The organism is Photobacterium sp. TY1-4, assembly GCF_025398175.1.
Lineage (GTDB): Bacteria > Pseudomonadota > Gammaproteobacteria > Enterobacterales > Vibrionaceae > Photobacterium.
This window is the reverse complement of sequence record NZ_CP099735.1, coordinates 150,741-170,817: the sequence shown is the minus strand read 5'-3', so window position 1 is coordinate 170,817 and position 20,077 is coordinate 150,741. Positions and strand designations below refer to the sequence as shown.

Genomic DNA, 20,077 nt, shown 5'->3' with positions numbered 1-20,077 from the left:
CGCCTCGCATCTTATGCAGGCTCTCCGCCGCCGGTTATTCAACCGCGTTCGGAAACAGCACGCAAAAGGTACTGCCCTGCCCCGGCGCAGAGGTCAGCGTCATTGTCCCGCCAAGATTGCGTACCATCGCCGCTGCCAGAGAGAGCCCCAACCCGTAACCTTCCGTATTACTGCGACTTTCATCGACGCGGTACAAGCGTTTAAAGACCAGCGCCTGATGCTCCGGGGCAATCCCAATCCCGGTATCGGCCACTTGCAGGGCGACTCCGCCCTGTGCCAGCGCTGCCGATGTCAGCGTCACCCGCCCGCCAGCTTCAGTAAACTTCAGCGCGTTATCGACCAGATTGACCAGGATTTGCGTCAATTTGTCTGCGTCTGAGTCCATCATCAGACTTGGGGCCGGATCACATTGGAGCTCAATCCCTTTGAGTTCGGCAATGTCCTCATACCAACTCGCCACACGCCGCAAGATGTCGTTCACGTTCACCGGGATTCGCTGCACCGTACGTTTGCCGGTTTGCTCATCGTTGAGCTTCATCAACGCGGTCAGCAGGTTACTCGCCTGGGCCGCATATTCGGAGCAATCCGCCAGCGCATTGGCCTGCAAGGCCGATTTTTCGTCACCTTGCAGCGCGCTCAGCAAGGCGTTTTCCGTCGACAACTGAATTCGCGACAGCGGCGTTCGAATATCATGGGCAATCGCATCCAGAGTCCGATCCATGGTCGTCACGACGCCATGCAGCCGCGAAACGGCCTCGCGCACGCTGTGGTTAATCGCGGCCAGTCCCTGCGGTACTTCCGCTTCACCGGCATGCCGGGCAAAAGCATCCAGCGTGCCCCGACTCAAATCATCCAGGTGATGGCCCAACACCACGAGCGGCTGCAAGGTATTATGGATCAATCGCCAGATAAACACCGAAGTGAAACACGCCAGTAGAACCAAGGCCAGGAAAGTCATCAGCCACTGTTTCATCGCTACCGGGTAGCGGGCCTGGTTATCGAGCACCAACCAAAAGTCGTGATCCTTCCCCTGCATCTTGAGCGTCATGTAGGGATTGGCGAGAAACGCGCTGATCCAGGAATGATCACCGACCTGAAAGGCTGAAAAATCGAGATCCGCAGGAATTTGCCCCTCCCCGGCCAGAAACCGGACTTGGGCTCTCTCACCGGACGTCGCTCCAGCAGCGGGGTTTGGTACAACAAACGCCGCGATATGATTGTCCACCAGTCGTTGCGGATTGGCTCGGATCACATGGTCCAGCTTGTCATCGGACTCAAACTTGAGGATCCGCTGGTACTCCACCGACAAGGACGTCATGATTTTGGTCTCAACCCGATACAGGTCATAGAAGAAAATGCCGCCGACCACGGCTTCAATCACCAGCAACGCCAACAGCAAAATGGCCATAAACTTGCGAAACAGCTGGCGCTGAGTCAGAGCCAGGGCAACTTCAACCTTCTGCTTTGAGGACATAGCCGACGCCTCGGATGGTGTGGATTAAGGGTAAGTCAAAGTGCTTATCCACTTTGCCGCGCAGACGACAGACCAGTACATCAACCACATTGGTTTGCGGATCAAACTGATAGCCCCACACCTGCTCCAGGATCGCCGTTTTCGACAGCACTTTTTCCGGATGCTGCAACAACAACTGCATCAACATAAACTCCCGCTGATTGAGTGGGATCGGCTGTCCGCCGCGGTGCAAGCTATGTTTGAGTAAATCCAGGGTGAGATCATGATAACTCAGCTGATGCGCAGGTGCGGCCTGAGACGGGCTTCTGCGGGTTAAGATCTGGCAGCGGGCCAGCAGCTCGGAAAAGGCAAACGGCTTGACCAGATAGTCGTCCGCGCCGGAGCGAAGCCCCAACACCCGCTCTTCCACGGAATGTTTGGCGCTGAGAATGATCACCGGGGTGGTATGCCCCATGCCGCGCAGCTCGGCAAGCACTTGCAGCCCGTCTTTCTTCGGCAACATCAAGTCCAGCACAATCACGTCATAGTGGGCGGTGGTCGCATAATGCAGCCCGTCAACGCCATCGCCTGCCTGAGTCACAGTGTAACCTTCCTGCATAAAGCCCTGGGTCAGAAACCGGGTGATGTGCAGATCATCTTCGATCAGTAATACGTTCACTGAATCTATCAACCTGTGTGGGGAATAACCCGCTCACTGTATCAGCTTTTCTGGGCGAATTTCAGGAACATTACACGCTTGTAATGTTCCTGAAAGCCTCCGGCAATCCCGATGTCGCTAACCTGACTGCATGTACCCAAACATCACCCGTTCATGGAGGATCACATGACATCTTTGAAAACAACGCTACTGAGCACCCTCTTCGCAGGTCTGGCTGCAACGTCTTTCCAGGCCAGTGCCGAGAATCAGGCAGCCACGATTTCGATTGCCCAAATCTCATCAGCCACGGCATTTGCGCTGAGCCAGGAGGCTGTCGCGCAGTGTTCAGCCAAAGGCTACACAGTCACCGCCACCGTTGTGGATGTCACCGGCAACGTCATTGCACAGCTTCGCGCAGACAATGCGGGTAAGCACACCCTCGACAGCTCACGCAAAAAAGCCTTCACCGCCGCGAGCATGAAACAACCGACGGCCAACCTGATGAAGACCATCGCGGATAAGCCGATGTTGCAACCGCTGAAAGATATGGATGACAACCTGTTGCTCCTGGCTGGCGGCCTGCCGCTGACCGTCAACAATACGGTGATCGGTGCCATTGGTGTCGGCGGCGCGCCGGGTGGCCACCTGGATGTGCAGTGCGCTGAAGCCGCGATCAACAAGGTGCTGTGATCACATTGCCCCCAACAATATGAGTCGGCGTGAGCCATCCGCTCCGATGGGTTGTGCCAAACCTGATAAAAAAACAGGCGCTCGATTGAGCGCCTGTTTTCGTTGAAGTCCGGATTACATGAAGTAAGGGCTACATGAAGTAAAGGCTACATCAGCCTTTGTCCTGCGGCTGTCGCTTGCTTTTCGGGACGTAGTTCAGAATCGAGATCGGCACCGGTTTTTTCGGTGCAAAACCTTCCACTTCCCGGCGTTCAATCAGATGGCCCAGGCGGCTTTCGATCATGCACAGGTTTTTGAAGTTGTCTTTCGAGACAAACGAGATCGCCTCACCCGAGGCATTTGCCCGGCCGGTCCGGCCAATCCGGTGGACATATTCATCCGCCGGGAACGGCAGATCATAGTTCACCACACGCGACAGCTCTTCGATATCGATCCCGCGCGCCGCAACCCCGGTTGCCACCAGATATTTCAGGCTGCCGGCTTTAAAATCTTCCAGCAACTGAGCACGTGCGGCCTGGCTGCGCCCGCTGTGGAACGCTTCCGCTGCAATGCCGCGTTTTTCCAACTGGGACACCAGCTTTGCCGCGCCGTGTTTGGTTTCGATAAAAATCAGCGCCTGATCCCACTGGTTTTCGTTGATTAAGTGGCTCAGCAAAGCCGACTTTTTATCTTTATCGACCGTGATCAACCACTGTTCAATATTGGCTTTCGATGCCTGATTGGCGGCGATGGTGATTTCATGCGGATCGATCACCGCAGACTTCGCCAGATCACGGACTTTACGCGACAACGTCGCGGAAAACAGCAACTGCTGAATGTCTTCCGGCAGGCGATCCAGGATCTTGTTCAGATCATCGATAAAGCCCATATCCAGCATGCGGTCGGCTTCATCCAGCACCAGCATTTCGACTTCTTCGAAATACACAGCCCGCTGGCCATACAAATCCAGCAGACGACCCGGCGTTGCCACCAACACGTCCACGCCTTCAATCAGACGCTGTTTCTGCTGCTGCTCGTCGACCCCGCCATACATCGCCAGCGACGTCAGCCCCAGGTCCTGACCATACTGGGTGATCTTCTCTTCAACCTGAATGGCCAACTCGCGGGTCGGGACTAGGATCAGTGCACGGATCCGCTTTTTCTTTTTCGTCTGTCCCTGGCTCAGCTTTTCCAGGATAGGCAGCACGAAGCTGGCCGTTTTACCGGTGCCGGTTTGCGCAGCGGCAATCAGGTTCTTGCCTTCCAGGATCACCGGGATCGCTTTGGCCTGGATCGTGGTCGGTTGGGTATAACCGAGCGCTGCCACCGCTTGCGTCAGTGGTTTGCTCAGTCCAAGTTTAGAGAATGGCATGGATCGCCTCAGGTTCATCAAACAATCAGGTTGCGCCTGAAACCGGCGCAACACAAGTAAGCGCGGGATTCTATCATGAACCCCGGCAAGCGCTGAGCATTTTTCGGCGTGAAATGACCGACTTCAGGGACAAGCGTCGATCACCGGGAGTCATTCACGCACGGTTTCCTGCGCAGCCAGCTGTTGCCGCAGAACAGCCGCCGCATCACGCGGTGAGTCGGCGTGGCAAATGGCTGAGACCAGCGCAATCCCGTCAACGCCCGTTTCCACCACCGCATCGAGATTGGCGGCGTTGATCCCGCCAATCGCAACGATGGGATAACTGCTTTGGGCAATCGCCATGGCCAGCCCATCAATGCCCCAGGCTTTTTTGATATCGGTTTTGGTCGGAGTGGTAAAAATCGCACTCAGGCCCAGATAATCCAACGGCAACGATTCGGCTTCAATGAGCTGCTGCTCGTTTTCAATCGACAAGCCGAGCAGCTTGTCTTCACCAATCAGTTGGCGCGCCAGTACCGCTGGCATATCCGATTGCCCCAGATGGACACCATCGGCATCGACCGTCAGGGCGACATCGACGCGATCATTGATGATCAAAGGCACACCCGTGCCGCGAAGGATGTCTTTCACTGCCTGTGCCCGCTCGATAAACGCACGAACATCGCCGTGCTTTTCCCGCACCTGCACCATGGTCACCCCACCCGCAACGGCCTGTGCCACAACCGAGGTCAGGGTCGCAAGATCTTGCTGATCGTCTGTCACCAGATATAAACGATATGGGTTCACAACAGCTTTCCTTAGGCCAACTTCAGGCGCTGGCGCAACGTGGCTTCATCGAGCTGATACAGCGCATCGAGCAGGTTAAGCTGCAGGCTTCCGGGCCCGGCGGACTGCTCAGCGGCGATTTCTCCGGCAATCCCCAGGACAGCGGCGGCAGCAAGACCCGTGGTTTCGCCCACTGCCGCAAAGGCGCCGGTCAGCGCCGACAGCGTACAGCCCATCCCGGTGACAAACGGCATCATGGCATGGCCGTTGCGCAGCCGAACCTCGCCTTCCGCGGTCACCACGACGTCGGTCGCGCCTGAAATCACCACATTGCAACCATAGACCTCGGCCAGATGACGCGCCGCCCCCACGGCAGCTTCACTGCTGTCCAATGCATCGACCCCTTTGTTCTGGCCTGCTTCTCCGGCTAACGCAATAATCTCCGAGGCATTGCCGCGGATGATCAGCTGCGCTGCCGCCTGAGCGATCTGACGCGACGTTTGGGTACGCAGGGTGCTGGCCCCACAACCGACCGGATCCAGCACTACCGGCTTACCATGTCGATTCGCTTGCTCAACGGCATAAGCCATGCGCGGCGTCCAGGCACTATCCAGGGTGCCGATATTCACCACCAACGCACCGGCAAAACGCATCATTTCAGCCATTTCCTCACGCGAATGCGCCATGATCGGGGATGCACCCAGTGCCAGCAACGCATTGGCGGTGTTGTTCATGACAACGTAATTGGTGATATTGACCACCAGCGGCTTTTGCTGACGCACGGCATTCAGTGCGGAGACGATAGTTTCGGTATTCATATGCTTCCTCAGACGTCGCTGTGACGCGGCCTTGTCACGCTCACCGGTGAGCGGTTCATTTAGGGGAATACCTGATCAGAAACGATGTCAGCGGGAAACAGCCATTTGACGACACACGAAGGCTGGATTCATCAGGCAGATACATCGGGCTGGAAAGAGAGAACAGCGCCCGGCGATCCATTTATTGAGGCGAAGGCATGATACCTTCCATCGCAAGCGGTATAGTTCCCTACGCCAGTGTTAACTGAATCAGGTTCAACGGGTCTCGCAATGCGATCTCAGCCTTCCGGCTCCCCGACTATTTCCCGCGATGATATCAATATTGACTGAAAGCGCAACAAGCCGTGTTGCACTTTCAGCCACTTCAATAGCTTATCCCGCGACAGTCCGCTCCCAAATCGAACGCACCGTCAGGGTTGAGAAGCCCAGTTTTTTACAATTCAGCGCGCTCTGACTTTGCGGCAGCACATCCGTCAGCAAGTCAGTGCAGCCCAGTGACTGCGCGTCTCTGGCACGGGCATGCAGCAACGCAGTCTGGCATCCCCGTCCACGGCTCGTTTCCTGGGTATAAGCATTAGCCAGCAGCGCGGTCCCCTGCTCGATGAATGATGTGGCCCAGGCGCAGGGTTGCTCATCGACCATGGCGACAAAACAGCGAAACTGCTCGGTGCAGTAAAACTGGCGTTTCAGCGCCCAAATCTCATCACTGCACTGGACGCCGGAAGTTTTCAGCAGCGCCAGGAAATCATCCGCGCGTTCCGGTCCCCACCGCTCGACATGAATATCCGTCGGGCACTGTGCGGCATCATAACGCTCCAGAGGTAACGCCAGATATTCCAGAGACAACACCGGCAGATAGCCCAGCGATACCAGCCGGTTCGACAGCACCTGCGACACCGCTTCGGGTTCGAGTTCGAGATAGGGTGCAATCGGTTCGGGATATTCGCCGAGCACAGTCTCCAGGTGAACTTCATTGTCTGCATTCAGCCCGAGGATCCGGTTATCATACGGACGAGTGGGATCAACAAAAACCGTCAAGCCCGCTTGTTCGATCACCCGCATCTCGCTGGGCAGTCCGGTCGAGAAGGTGCGCAAATTATTAAAGCGGCTGTACGCGACTTCAACCTCATAAAACTGACGAATGTTATTTTGATGAATCAAACCAATTCCTTTTGTTCTTATTGAAATGCATGACGCCAAACCGTATCGGACTATCCGGCGCAGCGTCAGCACAACAGAGATTGCAGCTGCAATCAAAATCGAGCTCAGTATAAGTGACACTGATTTCACATCACAGCAATATTGAGAGACAAACAGAAGTACAGCCTGGAAACTTGAATTTGCTCTCAACTCGACGAATAGGTTATCGCCATTGCCGCTGTTAACCTGCTGACTCAAAAGAAATTACGCTTTCTTTACGGCCAGCATTCCCCAAACTCTGATAAAGTCACCCCATGTTCAGTCAACGACCCCAAGTTATGAAAGCCTCTGCACCCCAACAGACAATCAAGGCGCAGCATTTCACCCAAGCGAATTGCGCCGGTACACGGTATTTTACCAAGCCGTGGCTGTTTGCGGCCGGCACCACCCTCGCCGCGCTGGCGGTGAGTGCCCTGCTCGATCACTGGCTTCACTCCACCGCGGCAGTTTTGCTGATCCTGCAACTCGGTGTGGTTTGGGTGGCTTTACATGGGGATCGGTTCCGGGCGTTTGCCGCCGCCGTGTGCAGCGCGCTGAGTTTCAACTTTTTCTTTACTGCGCCACGCTTTTCCCTCCAGATGTTCCACCCCAGTGACATCATGAACCTGGGGGTGTTCCTGCTCGTTGCCCTGATCACTAGCCAGCTGGCCGAGCACTACCGCCGTCAGCAACAGGCGCTGAAACAAGCAACCCTGCGCAGTAACATTCTGCTGTCCGTCTCCCATGATCTGCGCACGCCGCTCTCCACCATTATCGGAACACTCAGCACCTTGCAGGCGTATCGCAGCAAGCTGGCAGAGCCGCAACAGGAAGAGTTGCTACAAAGTGCAATGGATGAAAGCCATCGCTTGCACCACTATATCGAGAACCTGCTGCAGGCGACGAAACTGCAATGGGATCAAGTCACGTTGCAAACCACGGAACAATCAATTGCCCCGATCGTGCATGCAGCCTGCCGCCGGGAGCGCAGCGATCGGATTGTTTTGCACATCATCCCGGATCTACCCCGGGTGCATGTTCAGGCTTCCCTGCTGGAACAGGCGCTGTTCAATGTGATTGATAATGCAGTCGCTTATTCTCCGGCGCAGGAGAAAGTCAGGGTTGAGGTCTACCTAGACGGCGATCAGGTAACCCTGGATATCTGCGATCAGGGTCCGGGGATCCCGCCGGACCAGCACCAACAGGTATTTGACCTGTTCTACTCCCAGCACCCCGGCAATCAGGCGGACGGCGGATCAGGTATGGGCCTGACCGTCACTAAAAGTATTATCGACGCCCACCGGGGCACCATTGCCATTGTGCCGGTTGACCACGGCTGCACCATCCGAATCCAGCTTCCTTGTTACGAGGAGCTCTGTCACAAAGAGCTATACCACAAAGAGCGCTGCCGCGAGGATCTGTCATGACGCCCTACACCATCCTCATCATTGATGATGAGCCGCAAATCCAGACTTTCATCCGCATTGCCCTTGCGGCCGAAGGATTTCAGTCCGTCAGTGCAACAAATCTGGCTGAGGCGCAGGCACAAATCAACACAGCGGCGCCCGACCTGATTATTCTGGATTTGGGTTTACCGGACGGGGACGGCAGCGATTTGCTGCAACGCCTGCGCCGTGACCAGCCCACGCCGGTGCTGGTGCTGACTGCCCGGGATGAAGAGGATGAAAAAGTCCGCCTGCTCGAACTCGGCGCCAACGACTATTTAAGCAAGCCGTTCGGGATCCGCGAGCTGATGGCCCGCATCAAAGTGCTGCTGCGCGATCTCATCCCTGCCGAAAAGCCGGCGAACAAGCTGGTGTTTGAACAAATGACCCTGGATATCGAACGCCACGAGGTGCTGCTCAACCACCAGCCGCTTTCCCTGTCGAAAAAAGAGTTCGCCCTGCTCTCGACGCTGGCCCGCCACGCCGGGGAGCTGGTCAAGCAAGATCACTTGCTGCGCGATATCTGGGGAGAGACGCATCAGGACGATACCCATTACCTCCGGATCTTCATCAGCCAGCTCAGGCGAAAATTAAATGATGATGCTGACCAGCCCCGGTTTATCAAAACCGAACCGGGGATCGGCTACCGCTTTTTGCCCGAGCTGATCCATCGCGAATAGACCCGCGGCACCACCGAGCCGCATGGTTACACTCGGCTCCATACCCGCATAGACCACAGCATCAGGCAGCCCGTTTCTGACGGGATGCCGGCTCAAGCACGCCCGAAATGACTCGGGTCGGCTTTGTACACCTTCAACACAGAGATTAAATCGAAACGAGGAATAATATGGCTCACTTTACCGTCATTGGGCTCGGCCGCTTCGGCATCGCAGCCAGTCTGGAACTCATTCATCTGGGACATACCGTGACCGGGGTCGACCGAAGTGCCACGGTTGCCGACAAATATGTCGAGGAACTCACCCAAACTGTCATTTGCGATGCCACCGATGAAAATGCCCTGCGCGAACTGGACTTGTCCAACAGCGATGCCGTGCTGGTCGCGATCGGGGCCGACATGCAGTCCAGCCTGCTGTGTACGCTGAGCCTCAAAAATATCGGCGTTCGGGAAATCTGGGTCAAAGCCAGCACCAAGGCTCACCACACCATCGTCTCGAAACTCGGTGTGTCGCGGATTATCCATCCGGAAGAAGAAATGGGCATGCGGGTTGCTCAGGCGCTCCATTACCCGATGGTGCACAACTACCTTGCCCTCGGCCATGGCATGTATGTGGTTGAAGTCCACGTGAAATCCGCCTGGCAGGATCAAAGCTTGAGCCAGATCCTCGAGCGCACCAGCACCTCAATCGATGTACTGCTGCTCAAGCGGGATCAGCAGACCCTGACGCAACTCCCGTTGGATTTTCGCGTCCAGCCCGATGACATCCTGCTGCTCAGCGGCTCGCGTGCAGCACTCACTCAACTGGCACCAAGGTTGGTATAACCCATGATCACTTGGCATCCTTCTGTCTCTCCGATTGAGAGAAAACCCAAAGCAGGCAAGAAGATCCTCGCGGCGCCGCCCTTGATCCTCTGCGGTAGCTTCCTGCTGTTTATCACCCTCAGCACCCTGGCCCTGAAGCTCCCCTGGTCGACCACCCAGCCCATCACCTGGCTGGAAAGTCTGTTTACCGTCACTTCCGCCGTGACTGTCACAGGATTGGTCGTCGTTGATACCGGCACGGCCTACACCCCTTTGGGACAAATCATCATCGCCTTGCTGATCCAGCTGGGCGGCCTCGGCATCATGACGTTTGCCATCGTCACCCTGATTGCCCTCGGCGGAAAAATCGGCTTTTTACAGCGGACCGTTGCCAAGGAGGCGTTTAACCAGACCGATGCATCAACCATTATGGCCACCGCCAAGTCGGTGTTTCTATTTGCGCTGATCGTCGAAAGTCTGGGGATGCTGATCCTCTTTATCCGCTGGGCCGAAACGCTGGGCTGGCAAACCAGCCTGTTCCACAGCTTTTTCTATACCATTTCAGCGTTCAACAACGCCGGATTTGCCCTGAGCAGCGACAGCCTGATGCCCTATGTCGACGATCCGACCGTCAACCTGACCATTACCGCGCTGTTTATTACCGGTGGGCTGGGATTCACGGTATGGATGGATTTGTGGCAAAAGCGCTGCTGGCGCCAGTTATCCACCTATAGCAAAATGATGCTCTCCGGCACCGTGATCATCAACGGCGTTGCCCTGCTGGCCATTTATTGTATTGAGTATCACAACCCCAATACCCTGGCCCCCCTCTCAGAAGGCGGCAAATGGCTGGCGGCCTGGTTTCAGGCCGTGACCCCACGCACGGCCGGGTTCAACACGCTGGCGATTGATCAACTGGAAGATGCCACCACGGCACTGATTCTGGTCCTGATGTTTATCGGCGGCGGTTCGCTCAGTACCGCCAGCGGGATCAAGGTCGTGACCTTCATGGTGCTGGTCATGGCGACCTATGGTTTTCTGGAACGAAATCAGGACATTCATGTGTTTCAGCGCCGCATCGCAACAGACACGATTCGCAAAGCACTGGCAATGGGGCTGATTTCGATTGGGGTGACCTGGTTGGCGATTTTCCTGCTGCTCCTGACGGAAAATGCGCCGATGCTGGATGTGGTCTTTGAAGCGGTGTCTGCCCTCGGGACAGTCGGCCTCTCACGCGGATTAACTGGCGAGCTCTCCGACGCCGGGGAAGTGATCATCATTTTTCTGATGTTCATGGGCCGTTTGGGGCCCTTAACGGTGGCTTACTGTCTGGCGAGCCCCCATGCCAAGCGGGTTCGTCATCCGGAAGCCCGACTGGCGATTGGCTGAGCTGGTTCGCAGGGGAAATCATTCCCTTGCCCGAAACCGACCCGCCAAGGATTTGTCCATCAACTGGCCATTGGGCTGAACGACGCCAACCGGTTGCCAACCCTGCCTGCGATAAAACTCGCCCGCTGCTGTATTGTGCGGCAAGTACCGCAGGCGGGCTTGGGTACAGCCCTGTGCTTGAAATTGATCCAGCATGTAGGCCTGAAGCCGACCACCGAGATGCCGATGCCGGAACGCCGGAACCAGGTAAATAAGATTAATGTAGCCGTAGCGTTGACCCTCAGCGTCAGTGCGAGGGCACTGATATTCCAGCTGACCGATGATCTCCCCGGCGTCACGCACATGCAAAAAACCGGCATCCGGATTGGCAACCAATGCCTCAAACCAGGCCAGCGTTTCCTCCCGGCTAAAATGGTCGAGATTGCCGTAACTGACCCGGTGCGTCTCCCGGCGAAATTCAAGGCACAACTCGAGATCCCGATCCATATCCACCGCTGTGAACGTGAGTTGGGGTGTCTCTTTCATCATGGGCAAGCTCCCTCCCTGAGTAACCCTTTTCCTGACAGCCGACGATTAGGGCACAGCCATCAGGGAAGGTTGAGCACCGACACCAAGCGGACCTCAACCTGCAACGAGATATGTCCTTCACCTTGTTGCCGGACCACAAATGCCCCGCCTTTCGCCGAAAGCTGGGTAACTTTGAGCGTTTCCCGGCCCAGTTGTTCCAGCCAGTAAGGTGCCAGCGAGCACTGGGCTGATCCGGTCGCGATATCTTCATCAATCCCGATTTTGGGCGCAAAATATCGCAGCACATAGCTATCACGGCCGTCCTGCGCCGTCAGGATCACGGCATGATAATCTGCAATCGCCGCCAGCACCGCCATATCCGGCGTGAACTGACGCACCACGTCCGGGCTTTCCGCCACCAGCACCAAATCCCGGGTGGCGAAGCTGTCGATCACCGGCAGGCCGATTTGCTTCAGATACCGCTTTAGATCCGGTAAACGGTTCGGCTGCCAGCCCGGCAGCGTCATGTGATACCGTGGGCCATCTTTGCGCACGATCACCGTACCGTGTTCGCTGGTCAGGGTCACCATGTTGGCCTCAGCCTCAGCCTCTGGCTCAACATCAGCATCAGCATCAACCTCAGTCTCGGTTCCGGCATCCCCGGGCGCCTGCTCCCCAAATTCCAACAACACAGCTGCCGCAGCCAGACTGCCATGACCGCACAGATTGATTTCAGCCTGCTGGGAGAACCAGCGAACGGCGTACTGAGATCCACCGTGAGATTCATCATAGACAACAAACGTCGTCACCGGTTGGGCCAGGTGTCGGGCGATTTGTTGCAAGGCTGCCGTGTCCAGCCAGTCATCAAGCACGACGACACCCGCCGGATTTCCGACAGCTTGTTCCCCGCTAAACACCGTCAAAAGATAAGCTTTCATCATTCAGACTTTTTCATCCGTGAACACATCAAAATAGAGACTTCAGCCAAACTTCCATTTCAACGCCGCTTGTTCATGCAACTGAACAAAATCGTTCTTATGAGCGCAATATTTCGCATTGTCGTGATGACATTGCGCAGCACCTTCCTGCTTCAGCGTCGCATATTGCTCGCAAACTTCAGGAAACGCGCGCAAATAATCACGAAATACCAAATGACGCACCGAGCCGGGTGAGTCTTTCACAAACGCGTGCACATGGTGTGTACGCTCCGTTTCCCCTTTATAGAAAAAGCGCCGTTCCGGGATCCCGAACTCGCCTTTGGCGACATACCCTAACGCTTCCATCGCGGCCGTCTGTTGGTCCAGCGCCGCCAGATCGTTCACTTCCAGCAGAATATCAATCAAGGGCTTGGCAGCGAGACCTGCAACAGAGGTACTGCCGATATGGTGGATCCCCGCAAGGTTGTCAGCACAGAGGCACCCTGCGATGGCCTGCTTTTCCTGTTCAAAATCGTCCGCCCAGGACGCACGGTACGCAACCACTTCAATTTTTCTCATCGTATTTTCCTTGCGACCACACTAAACGTGTGCCAATGCTTGTGTCTGCCGAGCGCCGTTTTCCCCGGCTGATTTCGCTCATCAAACTTTAAAATCGTGAATCCGTCGAACAAAGCTTCCACCTGCAACCGGCTTAAAGCCGTGATGGTATGATCGGAATGCGTCGCCCAATCATCCGCCACGCCCATGAACCCACCCGCGAAAACCCCGCCGATTTCAATCGCATCGGTGATGCTCTGCCAGGTCCGCGCAAATTGCGTCGGCTCGGCGAAATACAAGCTGGCATTGGCGATCAGCACGCCAGTGGTTGGATAGTCAAAATCCTCGAAGCTGTCCTGAGCAATATCAATCAACGGGTCTTGTTCAAAACGCTGCCGACAAATCTCAATCGAGTCCACATTGATATCAAATCCATGTACCTGATAACCCTGCTCACGGAGGAACTGAATATCGCCGCCTGCGCCACAGCCGCAATCGACCGCCACATTCAACCCGGAGTGATTCTCCGCAACGGCCATCTCGGTGATGGGATGATGCGAGCGCTGAATAGCTTTGTCATAATATCCCCGCCAGCGCTCGGCAGTACTTGATGCCATACTAATTATCCTATTGAAACTGAAACAGAGCGCGGTGATTTACAGGAGGCCGGCAATCTCATCGCACCATGTCGGGAGTTGCTGTCGATACCAATCCAGATACATCGCCGAATCCCGGTGGCGGGAACTGACCAGAATATTGACCACTTCTATCACAATCCAGGCTTTGGCCATCGCGATATGGCTCACCAACGTTTCCGGCGCAATCGTCGGCACATCTGACACCCTACGGCGGCATGCCAGATACTGCCCGGCATACGCTTCATACTGTGCCGGATTTCCCATGCCCTTGATCAACGGTGCCAAATCAATACTCGGACAACCCATCGTCAACCGCTCCCAGTCAAACTGCACCAGTTCACCGTTGGCTCTGCGCCCCCAGTTCCCCGGATTACTGTCTCCGGTGAGCAATCGGTTACCGGCAAAGATCACCGCAGACTGGACCTGAACCGCGTGAAAAATATCAGCAGGTTTCGGCGGCAGCGCCAACGCAGCCAACGCTGATACCGTGGCTTCCTTAGTCCAGTAAGCCCGGTAAAATGGCAGCGAGGGATCTTCGACTTCCATCGCATGGATCCCGGCCAAATGCTGAAACACGGCGGGTGTCTGAAGTTCGGCCAGCTCGACAGCGTGCGGAATCAACTCCATCACGATCCGTTTTTCGTCTGCGTCCAACGCCGTGATCGCCGGTGAGAAAATGCCGCGCGCATTCAACCGGTCAGCGTAATGCTGGTAGAAAAGCAGCTCCGTCTCTGAAACCGGCTGCTTTTCAATGCATGTTTTCCCGCCTAACATGATTTGCCTGACACTTGCTTTGCCTAATCGGGCCAGCTCTGTCACCAGCTTCTCCCCTTCATCCATGCCTTGAATTTCCGTGACTCGACGATTCCCAACAGCTCGGCCAGTGAGCTGCTTTAAATCGTGATCCAATAGCGAGCAATCGGATTGGGAAAAACCTTACCCATCACAATATTTTCCAGTACCCCGCCGTTGGCTTCGATAATTTTCCGGGAGCCGGGATTATCTTCATCGGCAGTGACCAGCACTTGAGATAAACCAATCGCCTTCGCTTTTTTTAGCCCCAATGCCAGCAGAGCCGTGCCATAGCCTTGTCTTCGATGGGCTGGGGCAACGTCATAGCCGATATGGCCGCCTTCGAGCGATAAAAAAGGATTATCAATATGGTGCCGAATGCGGATCACACCCACAATATCGCCGTGGTCATGCCTGAGCCAGTAGTGATGACAAGGGACATAACCTTCCGGTAATCCGATCCCTTTTGATTCGTTAATTAGACTTTCCACATAAACGGCAAAATCAACCGTTGCCGGGCGGTAAAAATCCGCATTTTCCGTGTCATTGTGCAGAAAATCGTGATAAAAGGTTAAGAACGCCGTTTCATCGGCCAGTGAGGGGGAAATGAGTTCCATAACTATCCTTGTGCAATATCTTCCGTATTCAATCAATCCAGCAGGTGATCTTCAGATGAGGATGCTTGCTGCGCTTTCCAATCATCGGTCAGTACACCGGCATACCCCCAGTTTTCCTCTTCAATTTCCTGGATCACAATATGGGTATGCTCGGGCCGCTTATTCAGCACTCTGGCCAACGTGTCGGTCATTTCCTTCACCAATTGCGCTTTCTGAGCCCGAGTGGCGCCTTTAGTGATCTGGACATTGATATATGGCATGACTTTTCTCCCTGAAGACATGGATCACGCACGGCGCCCCTGCTTCAGGGGCATCATGTGAAAAATGGGGGGATTCTGATAACCGGCACCCAAGACAATCCTTTTCAGGCGCCGGTTGAACAACAATGAATCTGTTGCCAGAGTAAAGCGTTGCAGAGGGAGTTGCAATAAAAATACAGCTAAGAGACTGTATTTAATATCATTTATCTAAGTGCAGAGAATGAGCGTTGCCCAGTTCACAATCAAATCAACTTTAACTCAATCCCTCTTAAGACGGCGCGGGTGCGATCCCGGACCACCAGCTTGGTCAGAATGGACGACACCTGATTACGCACGGTTCCGGTCGATTTAAACAAAGCTGAGGCAATTTCAGCATTTGAGAAACCCGCAGCAATCAGGCGTAAAATTTCCAGCTCACTGTCCGAAAGCGGTGTAAACGGCTGCTCATTGTTTAACGCCTCCAGTTCGCTGCGACTGGTGATGCCCTGAGTCACCGCCGGCTGAAACCAGCGCTTCCCCTGGTGCAACGACAGCACGGCTTCGGTCAGCACCTGAAACGAAATATCTTTCCTCAAATAGCCCTGCGCTCCGAGTCGGATACTTTCGAGCACTAAGTCATGCTCATCAAATGTCGACAAGAGCATCACCGGGATGTCGATGCCTGCATTACGGATCATTTTCAGGGCATCGATCCCCGAGACTTTGGGCATCCTGACATCCAGGATCACCACATCGGGCTCATGAGTTTCAATAAAGGTCAAAATATCCTGGGCATCATGGGCCCGGGCCACCACCTCAATTGCTGGATGCAAGTCCAGCAAGCTGCACAACCCTTCCAGAACCAGGTTCTGATCATCAATGACTACGACACGCGCCACTATTTTTCTCCTAGTAATGAAACCGGCAAACTCAAACAGACCGTCGTGCCCTCACGGGTATCGAGAGTCATTTCACCATCGAGCATTGCAGCCCTTTCTTTCATGCCTTTCAGGCCGTTCCCCAACTGAATGGGCTGTTTTATCCGGCCCGGATCACTAGCCTGCCAGTAGACATGCTCATCATCCTGCCAGAGCCGGATTTGACACTGGCGGGCATCACTATGGCGGGTGACGTTGGTGATCGCCTCCTGACTCGCCCGGAAGAACAACTCCGCCACCTGCGCGTTGCTGATCCGCAAGTCCGGCTGAAAGTCGATCGTCACCTGCAGCTGATCAAGGTCTCGTACCTGTTCATACAGCGCCTGTTCCAGATTAATCGAATCAAACCGGCGCAAATCACTGACGGCCTGACGAATATCTGACAACAGTTCCTCAGACAAGCGTTTTGCTTTCTGGATCTGAGCCAGATCGTCCTTTGCACAGAGCTGGAGCGTCAATTCCAGTTGCATGTTCAATGCGGTCAACCGATGCCCCATCACATCATGAATATCTCGGGCAATCCGCAGCCGCTCATCTCGCTTCGCGGTATCCGACAGTAAGGTCTGGGTTGCCCGCAGCTCCCGGACAAGGTCCCGGTTCGCCTGATTGGATGCCCGCTCATTTTCAATCGCGTAAGACAGCCGCAAGGCAAACAGGTTGTAGGTGGTAAATAAAATTGCGTTGACCAGTGCGTACGAAATATCGGAGACCAAAAAATAAGCGGCCGGCAGGCCAATACTCAGCGCAATACAAACCCGGATCGGCCAGATCTTGGGAATACTGGCGATAAAGACGATACACAGGATCATAATAATGCCGTTATTGACCAGCGCCAGGAGCAACAGCATCGCAATAAATTGCGTCACCAGCGGATAAACCGATGATTTGTGTGTACTCAGCCGATACAAATGGCAGCCGATAAACACCAGAAAAACAACCAGTAAGGTCCCCATGGCCAGCCGGATATCATCGGATGGGAAGCGTAATGACTGCGGTTCAAACCAGGAGGTGTAACCCGTAAAGACCAATACGGTTAAACAGGTGAATAAGACTAACCCCATGTGTAGCCAGCTTTCCGTGCCCCCCAGCTTCAGGTGTTGCCAGCTGGCCCTTGAAGGCGGCCTCACATCAATTGCTTCCATTCATGACTCCATCGTCTGACTTAATATTCCAGGTATAAGGCTTGGCGGCCGTCAGTGTCGACAACCAACAGGTAAGAACGCCCGAAGGATGCATCACAGATGGAAATTGGTTGACCATTCATCTGAATACCGCCATTGCACTGGTCGACAAAATAGCGGCCGCTCATCGTCCCGGTGGTGAGTGCGACCGGGCTGCCCTCTATCGTGAGATTCACCGGATCAGCGGCAAAGATCCGGACCGCAAATTCGCCACCCCGATCATCTTTCGCCTGCTCGTAAATACTGACATCAATTTGTCCCTGATGCTGCCAGGCCAGAAAGTGATAATCCCGATCATTGGTGACTTTAAATTTTTCGCGGCCTAACAACCCCAGTTGATTTCTCGCGGCAGCATAGAAGGTAATCTGTCGCTCTATATTGTGCTCATGCGTGATCTCAACCGGCGCTGCACCGGCAGCCAGAGTATATTTCAGGTATTTACTGTTTTCGACATCTCGCTCATCACCGTCCAACTCGGTATTGGCCATATGAAAATCTATTTCGTAGTCTGTCGCATTCATCAGCGTATATTGGTTCTTATAATAATCGGAACCAAAGTTGGATGTCTCCAAATCTTCCTCGGAGCAACCCGCCAAAAACGCGAACCCAATGAATCCATATCGCCACCATGAAGTTTTCATGACCGATCCCTTATCCTGATAAAAAATGTATCGTCAGGTTAAGCAATGCGGCGGCGACTGCCATGTGCCAAAAGTCATGACATGGCAGCAAGCAGAAAACTGATGCGAAAAATCGTGCGGTTTAATCCGACAGATAATATTCGATGGTCGACACCACCCGAACCTTTTTAATATGCGGGTTATTTTTATCCCGGGCACTGATTGTAAACTGTCCTTGAGACGCACGCTTAATCTTCCCCAAATGGCTGTCGGAATCTGCGGCAAATTTTTCAGCGACCTTTCTGGCGTTCAAGGTCGCTTCTTCAATCATGGCCGGTTTGATCTCATTCAGGCGGGTAAACAGATAATCGGTCTGGCTTTGGTAATTATCCCCGGTAAAGACAATGCCTTTTTGCCCGAGTACAGACAAGGTATTCATCACCTGGCGCACTTCGGCAATCTTCTCCGAATAGACCGTCACATTGCGCAGCGCGGTAAAACGAAATGGCGCGGCTGAATCATTGCCGTATTGCTGAGCGGATTTGTCCGTAATGGAAGGGGCAGACAGCGAAATATCATCCGCAGCAATCCCGTGGCTGATCAGGTGCGCCCGAATCGCTTCGGCATGCGCATCCAGGGTTTGGTACACTTCCACCAGTTCATTCCCCGCCACATTGAACTGGATCGGCCAAATGACCAGGTCTGCCGGATACTCACGTTCAGATAACCCCTTGACCGTCACGCTGCGATCATACAGTTTATGCTCAATCACCGCATGGCCCAGCTGATACCCCAGCATCGTCAGCCCCAAAAAAATGCCGAGCCCCAGGATGATGCTAGCTGTTTTATTCATCGACTGCATCCGTCTCTCCTTCTCTGACCCCACTCGAACCCACCCAGCAACAGCGAATGCGATCTCGCATCATGGGCGATCACGGCCGACTTCTCGGCGCTGGTATTGCCATAAGTCTAAAGCCTGTGTCGCTACTTCGTCCTGTTTCTGGTGCAATTATCTCCGATTCGATCGCCACAGTGTGACTCACACCCCGGCCGAACCGTCAATACGGCTTCCCCCACCCTGCCGTCACTGCTAAACATAAAAAAACAGGCACGCCTGAGCGTGCCTGTCCGTGAAGACTTGATTGTTTCGCGACTTAGCCAAAGATTAAGTGGCTTTATCTGGCGACATCCAGCCGATCACCGGTGTTGCCGTTGACCCGGTACCATCCGGCGATGCTGTAACGGCGCTTATGTGCGGGTAACACTTCATGGGGGAAATTCTCCGACAGGAACACAACCAGCCGACCGGCTTTGGGGGCGACCTGCGCCAGATGCTGATCGTCCAGATCGTACATTACCAACTCACCACCATCTTCTGCCACCCAGTGATCATTGAGATAAAACACCGTGGTCAATTTGCGGTTGCTCTGCCCCCGGAAGCTATCCAGATGCTTTTTGTAGAAGTCACCCGGCTCATATTTGGCAAAGTGCGCCTCATACTCAAACAACCCGAGGTATAAATGACGATTCACCGCCGCGCGCAAATCTTCCATCTGCTGCAAATAATACTGCACTGGTACACCCATCTCAGGTGCTAACCACTGGATCTTGTCTTTGCGAACCCGCGCTTCCTGAACGTAATCCATATCCCGGCCGATGCCGGACTGTTGCCAATTGGCGGGAATCGATGCGCGTAATTCGCTCACCTGTTCCGGGGTTAAGAAATCATCCCAAATACACCAGCCATGGGTATGGATAGCATCAATTAAAGTGTCTACGTTCATCAGCATCTACGAAGGAAAGTTTATGCTGCTGTTATAAAAACCTCCGAGAAACAGAACA

23 protein-coding genes and 1 riboswitch are annotated in these 20,077 nt (G+C 54.5%); of the genes, 5 read left to right on the top strand and 18 right to left on the bottom strand.

What is annotated here, in order from left to right:
• Nucleotides 1–34 precede the first annotated feature (34 nt).
• Entirely contained in the window at nt 35–1,474 is a 1,440-nt protein-coding gene (locus NH461_RS17380; RefSeq protein ID WP_261603877.1) for a sensor histidine kinase, read from the bottom strand.
• Entirely contained in the window at nt 1,452–2,132 is a 681-nt protein-coding gene (locus tag NH461_RS17375) for a response regulator transcription factor (RefSeq protein WP_261603876.1), read from the bottom strand. The genes NH461_RS17380 and NH461_RS17375 overlap by 23 nt, the downstream gene beginning before the upstream one ends.
• A 174-nt stretch (nt 2,133–2,306) precedes the next feature.
• Between NH461_RS17375 and NH461_RS17370 the strand changes: the two genes are divergently transcribed.
• Nucleotides 2,307–2,801 (top strand): GlcG/HbpS family heme-binding protein, encoded by a 495-nt coding sequence (locus tag NH461_RS17370; protein ID WP_410000136.1) that lies wholly within the window; start codon nt 2,307–2,309, stop codon nt 2,799–2,801.
• 151 nt (nt 2,802–2,952) lie between these two features.
• Here NH461_RS17370 and NH461_RS17365 read toward each other — a convergent pair whose 3' ends face one another.
• The 4 genes from NH461_RS17365 to NH461_RS17350 all read right to left on the bottom strand — a co-directional run bounded on the left by NH461_RS17365 (nt 2,953) and on the right by NH461_RS17350 (nt 6,896).
• A complete protein-coding gene (locus NH461_RS17365; protein WP_261603874.1) occupies nt 2,953–4,152 on the bottom strand; it encodes a DEAD/DEAH box helicase in 1,200 nt (399 codons plus the stop codon).
• Nucleotides 4,153–4,302: 150 nt separating this feature from the next.
• The gene (gene thiE, locus NH461_RS17360; protein ID WP_261603873.1) at nt 4,303–4,938 is read right to left on the bottom strand and encodes a thiamine phosphate synthase; all 636 of its coding nucleotides are present in this window, start codon (nt 4,936–4,938) and stop codon (nt 4,303–4,305) included.
• Between the two features lie 11 nt (nt 4,939–4,949).
• On the bottom strand, nt 4,950–5,735 hold the full coding sequence (gene thiM, locus NH461_RS17355) for a hydroxyethylthiazole kinase (protein WP_261603872.1): 786 nt from the start codon (nt 5,733–5,735) through the stop codon (nt 4,950–4,952).
• A gap of 209 nt (nt 5,736–5,944) precedes the next feature.
• A riboswitch (TPP riboswitch) is annotated at nt 5,945–6,042 on the bottom strand.
• 65 nt (nt 6,043–6,107) lie between these two features.
• Complete coding sequence (locus NH461_RS17350) at nt 6,108–6,896, bottom strand: GNAT family N-acetyltransferase (RefSeq protein ID WP_261603871.1); 789 nt, start codon at nt 6,894–6,896, stop codon at nt 6,108–6,110.
• A gap of 317 nt (nt 6,897–7,213) precedes the next feature.
• Here NH461_RS17350 and NH461_RS17345 point away from each other — a divergent pair, with 317 nt between their 5' ends.
• The 4 genes from NH461_RS17345 to NH461_RS17330 all read left to right on the top strand — a co-directional run bounded on the left by NH461_RS17345 (nt 7,214) and on the right by NH461_RS17330 (nt 11,228).
• The gene (locus NH461_RS17345; protein WP_261603870.1) at nt 7,214–8,341 is read left to right on the top strand and encodes a DUF4118 domain-containing protein; all 1,128 of its coding nucleotides are present in this window, start codon (nt 7,214–7,216) and stop codon (nt 8,339–8,341) included.
• Nucleotides 8,338–9,039, top strand: a complete 702-nt coding sequence (locus NH461_RS17340) for a response regulator (protein ID WP_261603869.1) — start codon at nt 8,338–8,340, stop codon at nt 9,037–9,039. The genes NH461_RS17345 and NH461_RS17340 overlap by 4 nt, the downstream gene beginning before the upstream one ends.
• A gap of 167 nt (nt 9,040–9,206) precedes the next feature.
• Nucleotides 9,207–9,860 carry a potassium channel family protein gene (locus tag NH461_RS17335; protein ID WP_261603868.1) on the top strand — a complete coding sequence of 218 codons (654 nt, stop codon included), beginning with the start codon at nt 9,207–9,209 and terminating at the stop codon, nt 9,858–9,860.
• Nucleotides 9,861–9,863: 3 nt separating this feature from the next.
• Complete coding sequence (locus NH461_RS17330) at nt 9,864–11,228, top strand: TrkH family potassium uptake protein (RefSeq protein WP_261603867.1); 1,365 nt, start codon at nt 9,864–9,866, stop codon at nt 11,226–11,228.
• Between the two features lie 18 nt (nt 11,229–11,246).
• On the opposite strand, the gene NH461_RS17325 is transcribed toward NH461_RS17330, so the two are convergent.
• From NH461_RS17325 to NH461_RS17270, 12 genes are all read right to left on the bottom strand, one after another.
• Entirely contained in the window at nt 11,247–11,756 is a 510-nt protein-coding gene (locus NH461_RS17325; protein WP_261603866.1) for a GNAT family N-acetyltransferase, read from the bottom strand.
• Between the two features lie 59 nt (nt 11,757–11,815).
• Nucleotides 11,816–12,676 carry a PhzF family phenazine biosynthesis protein gene (locus NH461_RS17320; RefSeq protein ID WP_261603865.1) on the bottom strand — a complete coding sequence of 287 codons (861 nt, stop codon included), beginning with the start codon at nt 12,674–12,676 and terminating at the stop codon, nt 11,816–11,818.
• A gap of 39 nt (nt 12,677–12,715) precedes the next feature.
• On the bottom strand, nt 12,716–13,231 hold the full coding sequence (locus tag NH461_RS17315) for a GrpB family protein (RefSeq protein ID WP_261603864.1): 516 nt from the start codon (nt 13,229–13,231) through the stop codon (nt 12,716–12,718).
• Nucleotides 13,228–13,827, bottom strand: a complete 600-nt coding sequence (locus NH461_RS17310) for a class I SAM-dependent methyltransferase (protein WP_261603863.1) — start codon at nt 13,825–13,827, stop codon at nt 13,228–13,230. Before NH461_RS17310 ends, NH461_RS17315 begins: the two co-directional genes overlap by 4 nt.
• Nucleotides 13,828–13,866: 39 nt before the next feature.
• Nucleotides 13,867–14,688 carry an aminoglycoside phosphotransferase family protein gene (locus NH461_RS17305; RefSeq protein WP_261603862.1) on the bottom strand — a complete coding sequence of 274 codons (822 nt, stop codon included), beginning with the start codon at nt 14,686–14,688 and terminating at the stop codon, nt 13,867–13,869.
• Nucleotides 14,689–14,741: 53 nt separating this feature from the next.
• Nucleotides 14,742–15,257, bottom strand: a complete 516-nt coding sequence (locus tag NH461_RS17300) for a GNAT family N-acetyltransferase (protein WP_261604643.1) — start codon at nt 15,255–15,257, stop codon at nt 14,742–14,744.
• Nucleotides 15,258–15,289: 32 nt separating this feature from the next.
• Nucleotides 15,290–15,517: a tautomerase family protein gene (locus NH461_RS17295; protein ID WP_261603861.1), complete on the bottom strand. Its 228-nt coding sequence runs from the start codon at nt 15,515–15,517 to the stop codon at nt 15,290–15,292.
• Nucleotides 15,518–15,759: 242 nt separating this feature from the next.
• Nucleotides 15,760–16,395, bottom strand: coding sequence for a response regulator transcription factor (locus NH461_RS17290; protein WP_261603860.1), 636 nt, complete (start codon nt 16,393–16,395; stop codon nt 15,760–15,762).
• Entirely contained in the window at nt 16,395–17,576 is a 1,182-nt protein-coding gene (locus NH461_RS17285; protein ID WP_261603859.1) for a sensor histidine kinase, read from the bottom strand. Before NH461_RS17285 ends, NH461_RS17290 begins: the two co-directional genes overlap by 1 nt.
• A 20-nt stretch (nt 17,577–17,596) precedes the next feature.
• Complete coding sequence (locus NH461_RS17280; RefSeq protein ID WP_261603858.1) at nt 17,597–18,256, bottom strand: hypothetical protein; 660 nt, start codon at nt 18,254–18,256, stop codon at nt 17,597–17,599.
• A gap of 121 nt (nt 18,257–18,377) precedes the next feature.
• The gene (locus NH461_RS17275; RefSeq protein WP_261603857.1) at nt 18,378–19,097 is read right to left on the bottom strand and encodes an SIMPL domain-containing protein; all 720 of its coding nucleotides are present in this window, start codon (nt 19,095–19,097) and stop codon (nt 18,378–18,380) included.
• Nucleotides 19,098–19,410: 313 nt separating this feature from the next.
• Complete coding sequence (locus tag NH461_RS17270; RefSeq protein ID WP_261603856.1) at nt 19,411–20,019, bottom strand: 2OG-Fe(II) oxygenase; 609 nt, start codon at nt 20,017–20,019, stop codon at nt 19,411–19,413.
• Nucleotides 20,020–20,077 lie beyond the last annotated feature (58 nt).

Coding starts and splice junctions, on each gene's coding strand:
- NH461_RS17280 (WP_261603858.1), bottom strand. CDS start 18,256: ATGAAAACTTCATGGTGGCGATATGGATTCATTGGGTTCGCGTTTTTG.
- NH461_RS17345 (WP_261603870.1), top strand. CDS start 7,214: ATGAAAGCCTCTGCACCCCAACAGACAATCAAGGCGCAGCATTTCACC.
- NH461_RS17305 (WP_261603862.1), bottom strand. CDS start 14,688: ATGGATGAAGGGGAGAAGCTGGTGACAGAGCTGGCCCGATTAGGCAAA.
- NH461_RS17320 (WP_261603865.1), bottom strand. CDS start 12,676: ATGATGAAAGCTTATCTTTTGACGGTGTTTAGCGGGGAACAAGCTGTC.
- NH461_RS17325 (WP_261603866.1), bottom strand. CDS start 11,756: ATGATGAAAGAGACACCCCAACTCACGTTCACAGCGGTGGATATGGAT.
- NH461_RS17275 (WP_261603857.1), bottom strand. CDS start 19,097: ATGCAGTCGATGAATAAAACAGCTAGCATCATCCTGGGGCTCGGCATT.
- NH461_RS17285 (WP_261603859.1), bottom strand. CDS start 17,576: ATGGAAGCAATTGATGTGAGGCCGCCTTCAAGGGCCAGCTGGCAACAC.
- NH461_RS17380 (WP_261603877.1), bottom strand. CDS start 1,474: ATGTCCTCAAAGCAGAAGGTTGAAGTTGCCCTGGCTCTGACTCAGCGC.
- NH461_RS17300 (WP_261604643.1), bottom strand. CDS start 15,257: ATGGAACTCATTTCCCCCTCACTGGCCGATGAAACGGCGTTCTTAACC.
- NH461_RS17315 (WP_261603864.1), bottom strand. CDS start 13,231: ATGAGAAAAATTGAAGTGGTTGCGTACCGTGCGTCCTGGGCGGACGAT.
- thiM (WP_261603872.1), bottom strand. CDS start 5,735: ATGAATACCGAAACTATCGTCTCCGCACTGAATGCCGTGCGTCAGCAA.
- NH461_RS17330 (WP_261603867.1), top strand. CDS start 9,864: ATGATCACTTGGCATCCTTCTGTCTCTCCGATTGAGAGAAAACCCAAA.
- NH461_RS17310 (WP_261603863.1), bottom strand. CDS start 13,827: ATGGCATCAAGTACTGCCGAGCGCTGGCGGGGATATTATGACAAAGCT.
- NH461_RS17295 (WP_261603861.1), bottom strand. CDS start 15,517: ATGCCATATATCAATGTCCAGATCACTAAAGGCGCCACTCGGGCTCAG.
- NH461_RS17270 (WP_261603856.1), bottom strand. CDS start 20,019: ATGAACGTAGACACTTTAATTGATGCTATCCATACCCATGGCTGGTGT.
- NH461_RS17340 (WP_261603869.1), top strand. CDS start 8,338: ATGACGCCCTACACCATCCTCATCATTGATGATGAGCCGCAAATCCAG.
- NH461_RS17335 (WP_261603868.1), top strand. CDS start 9,207: ATGGCTCACTTTACCGTCATTGGGCTCGGCCGCTTCGGCATCGCAGCC.
- NH461_RS17365 (WP_261603874.1), bottom strand. CDS start 4,152: ATGCCATTCTCTAAACTTGGACTGAGCAAACCACTGACGCAAGCGGTG.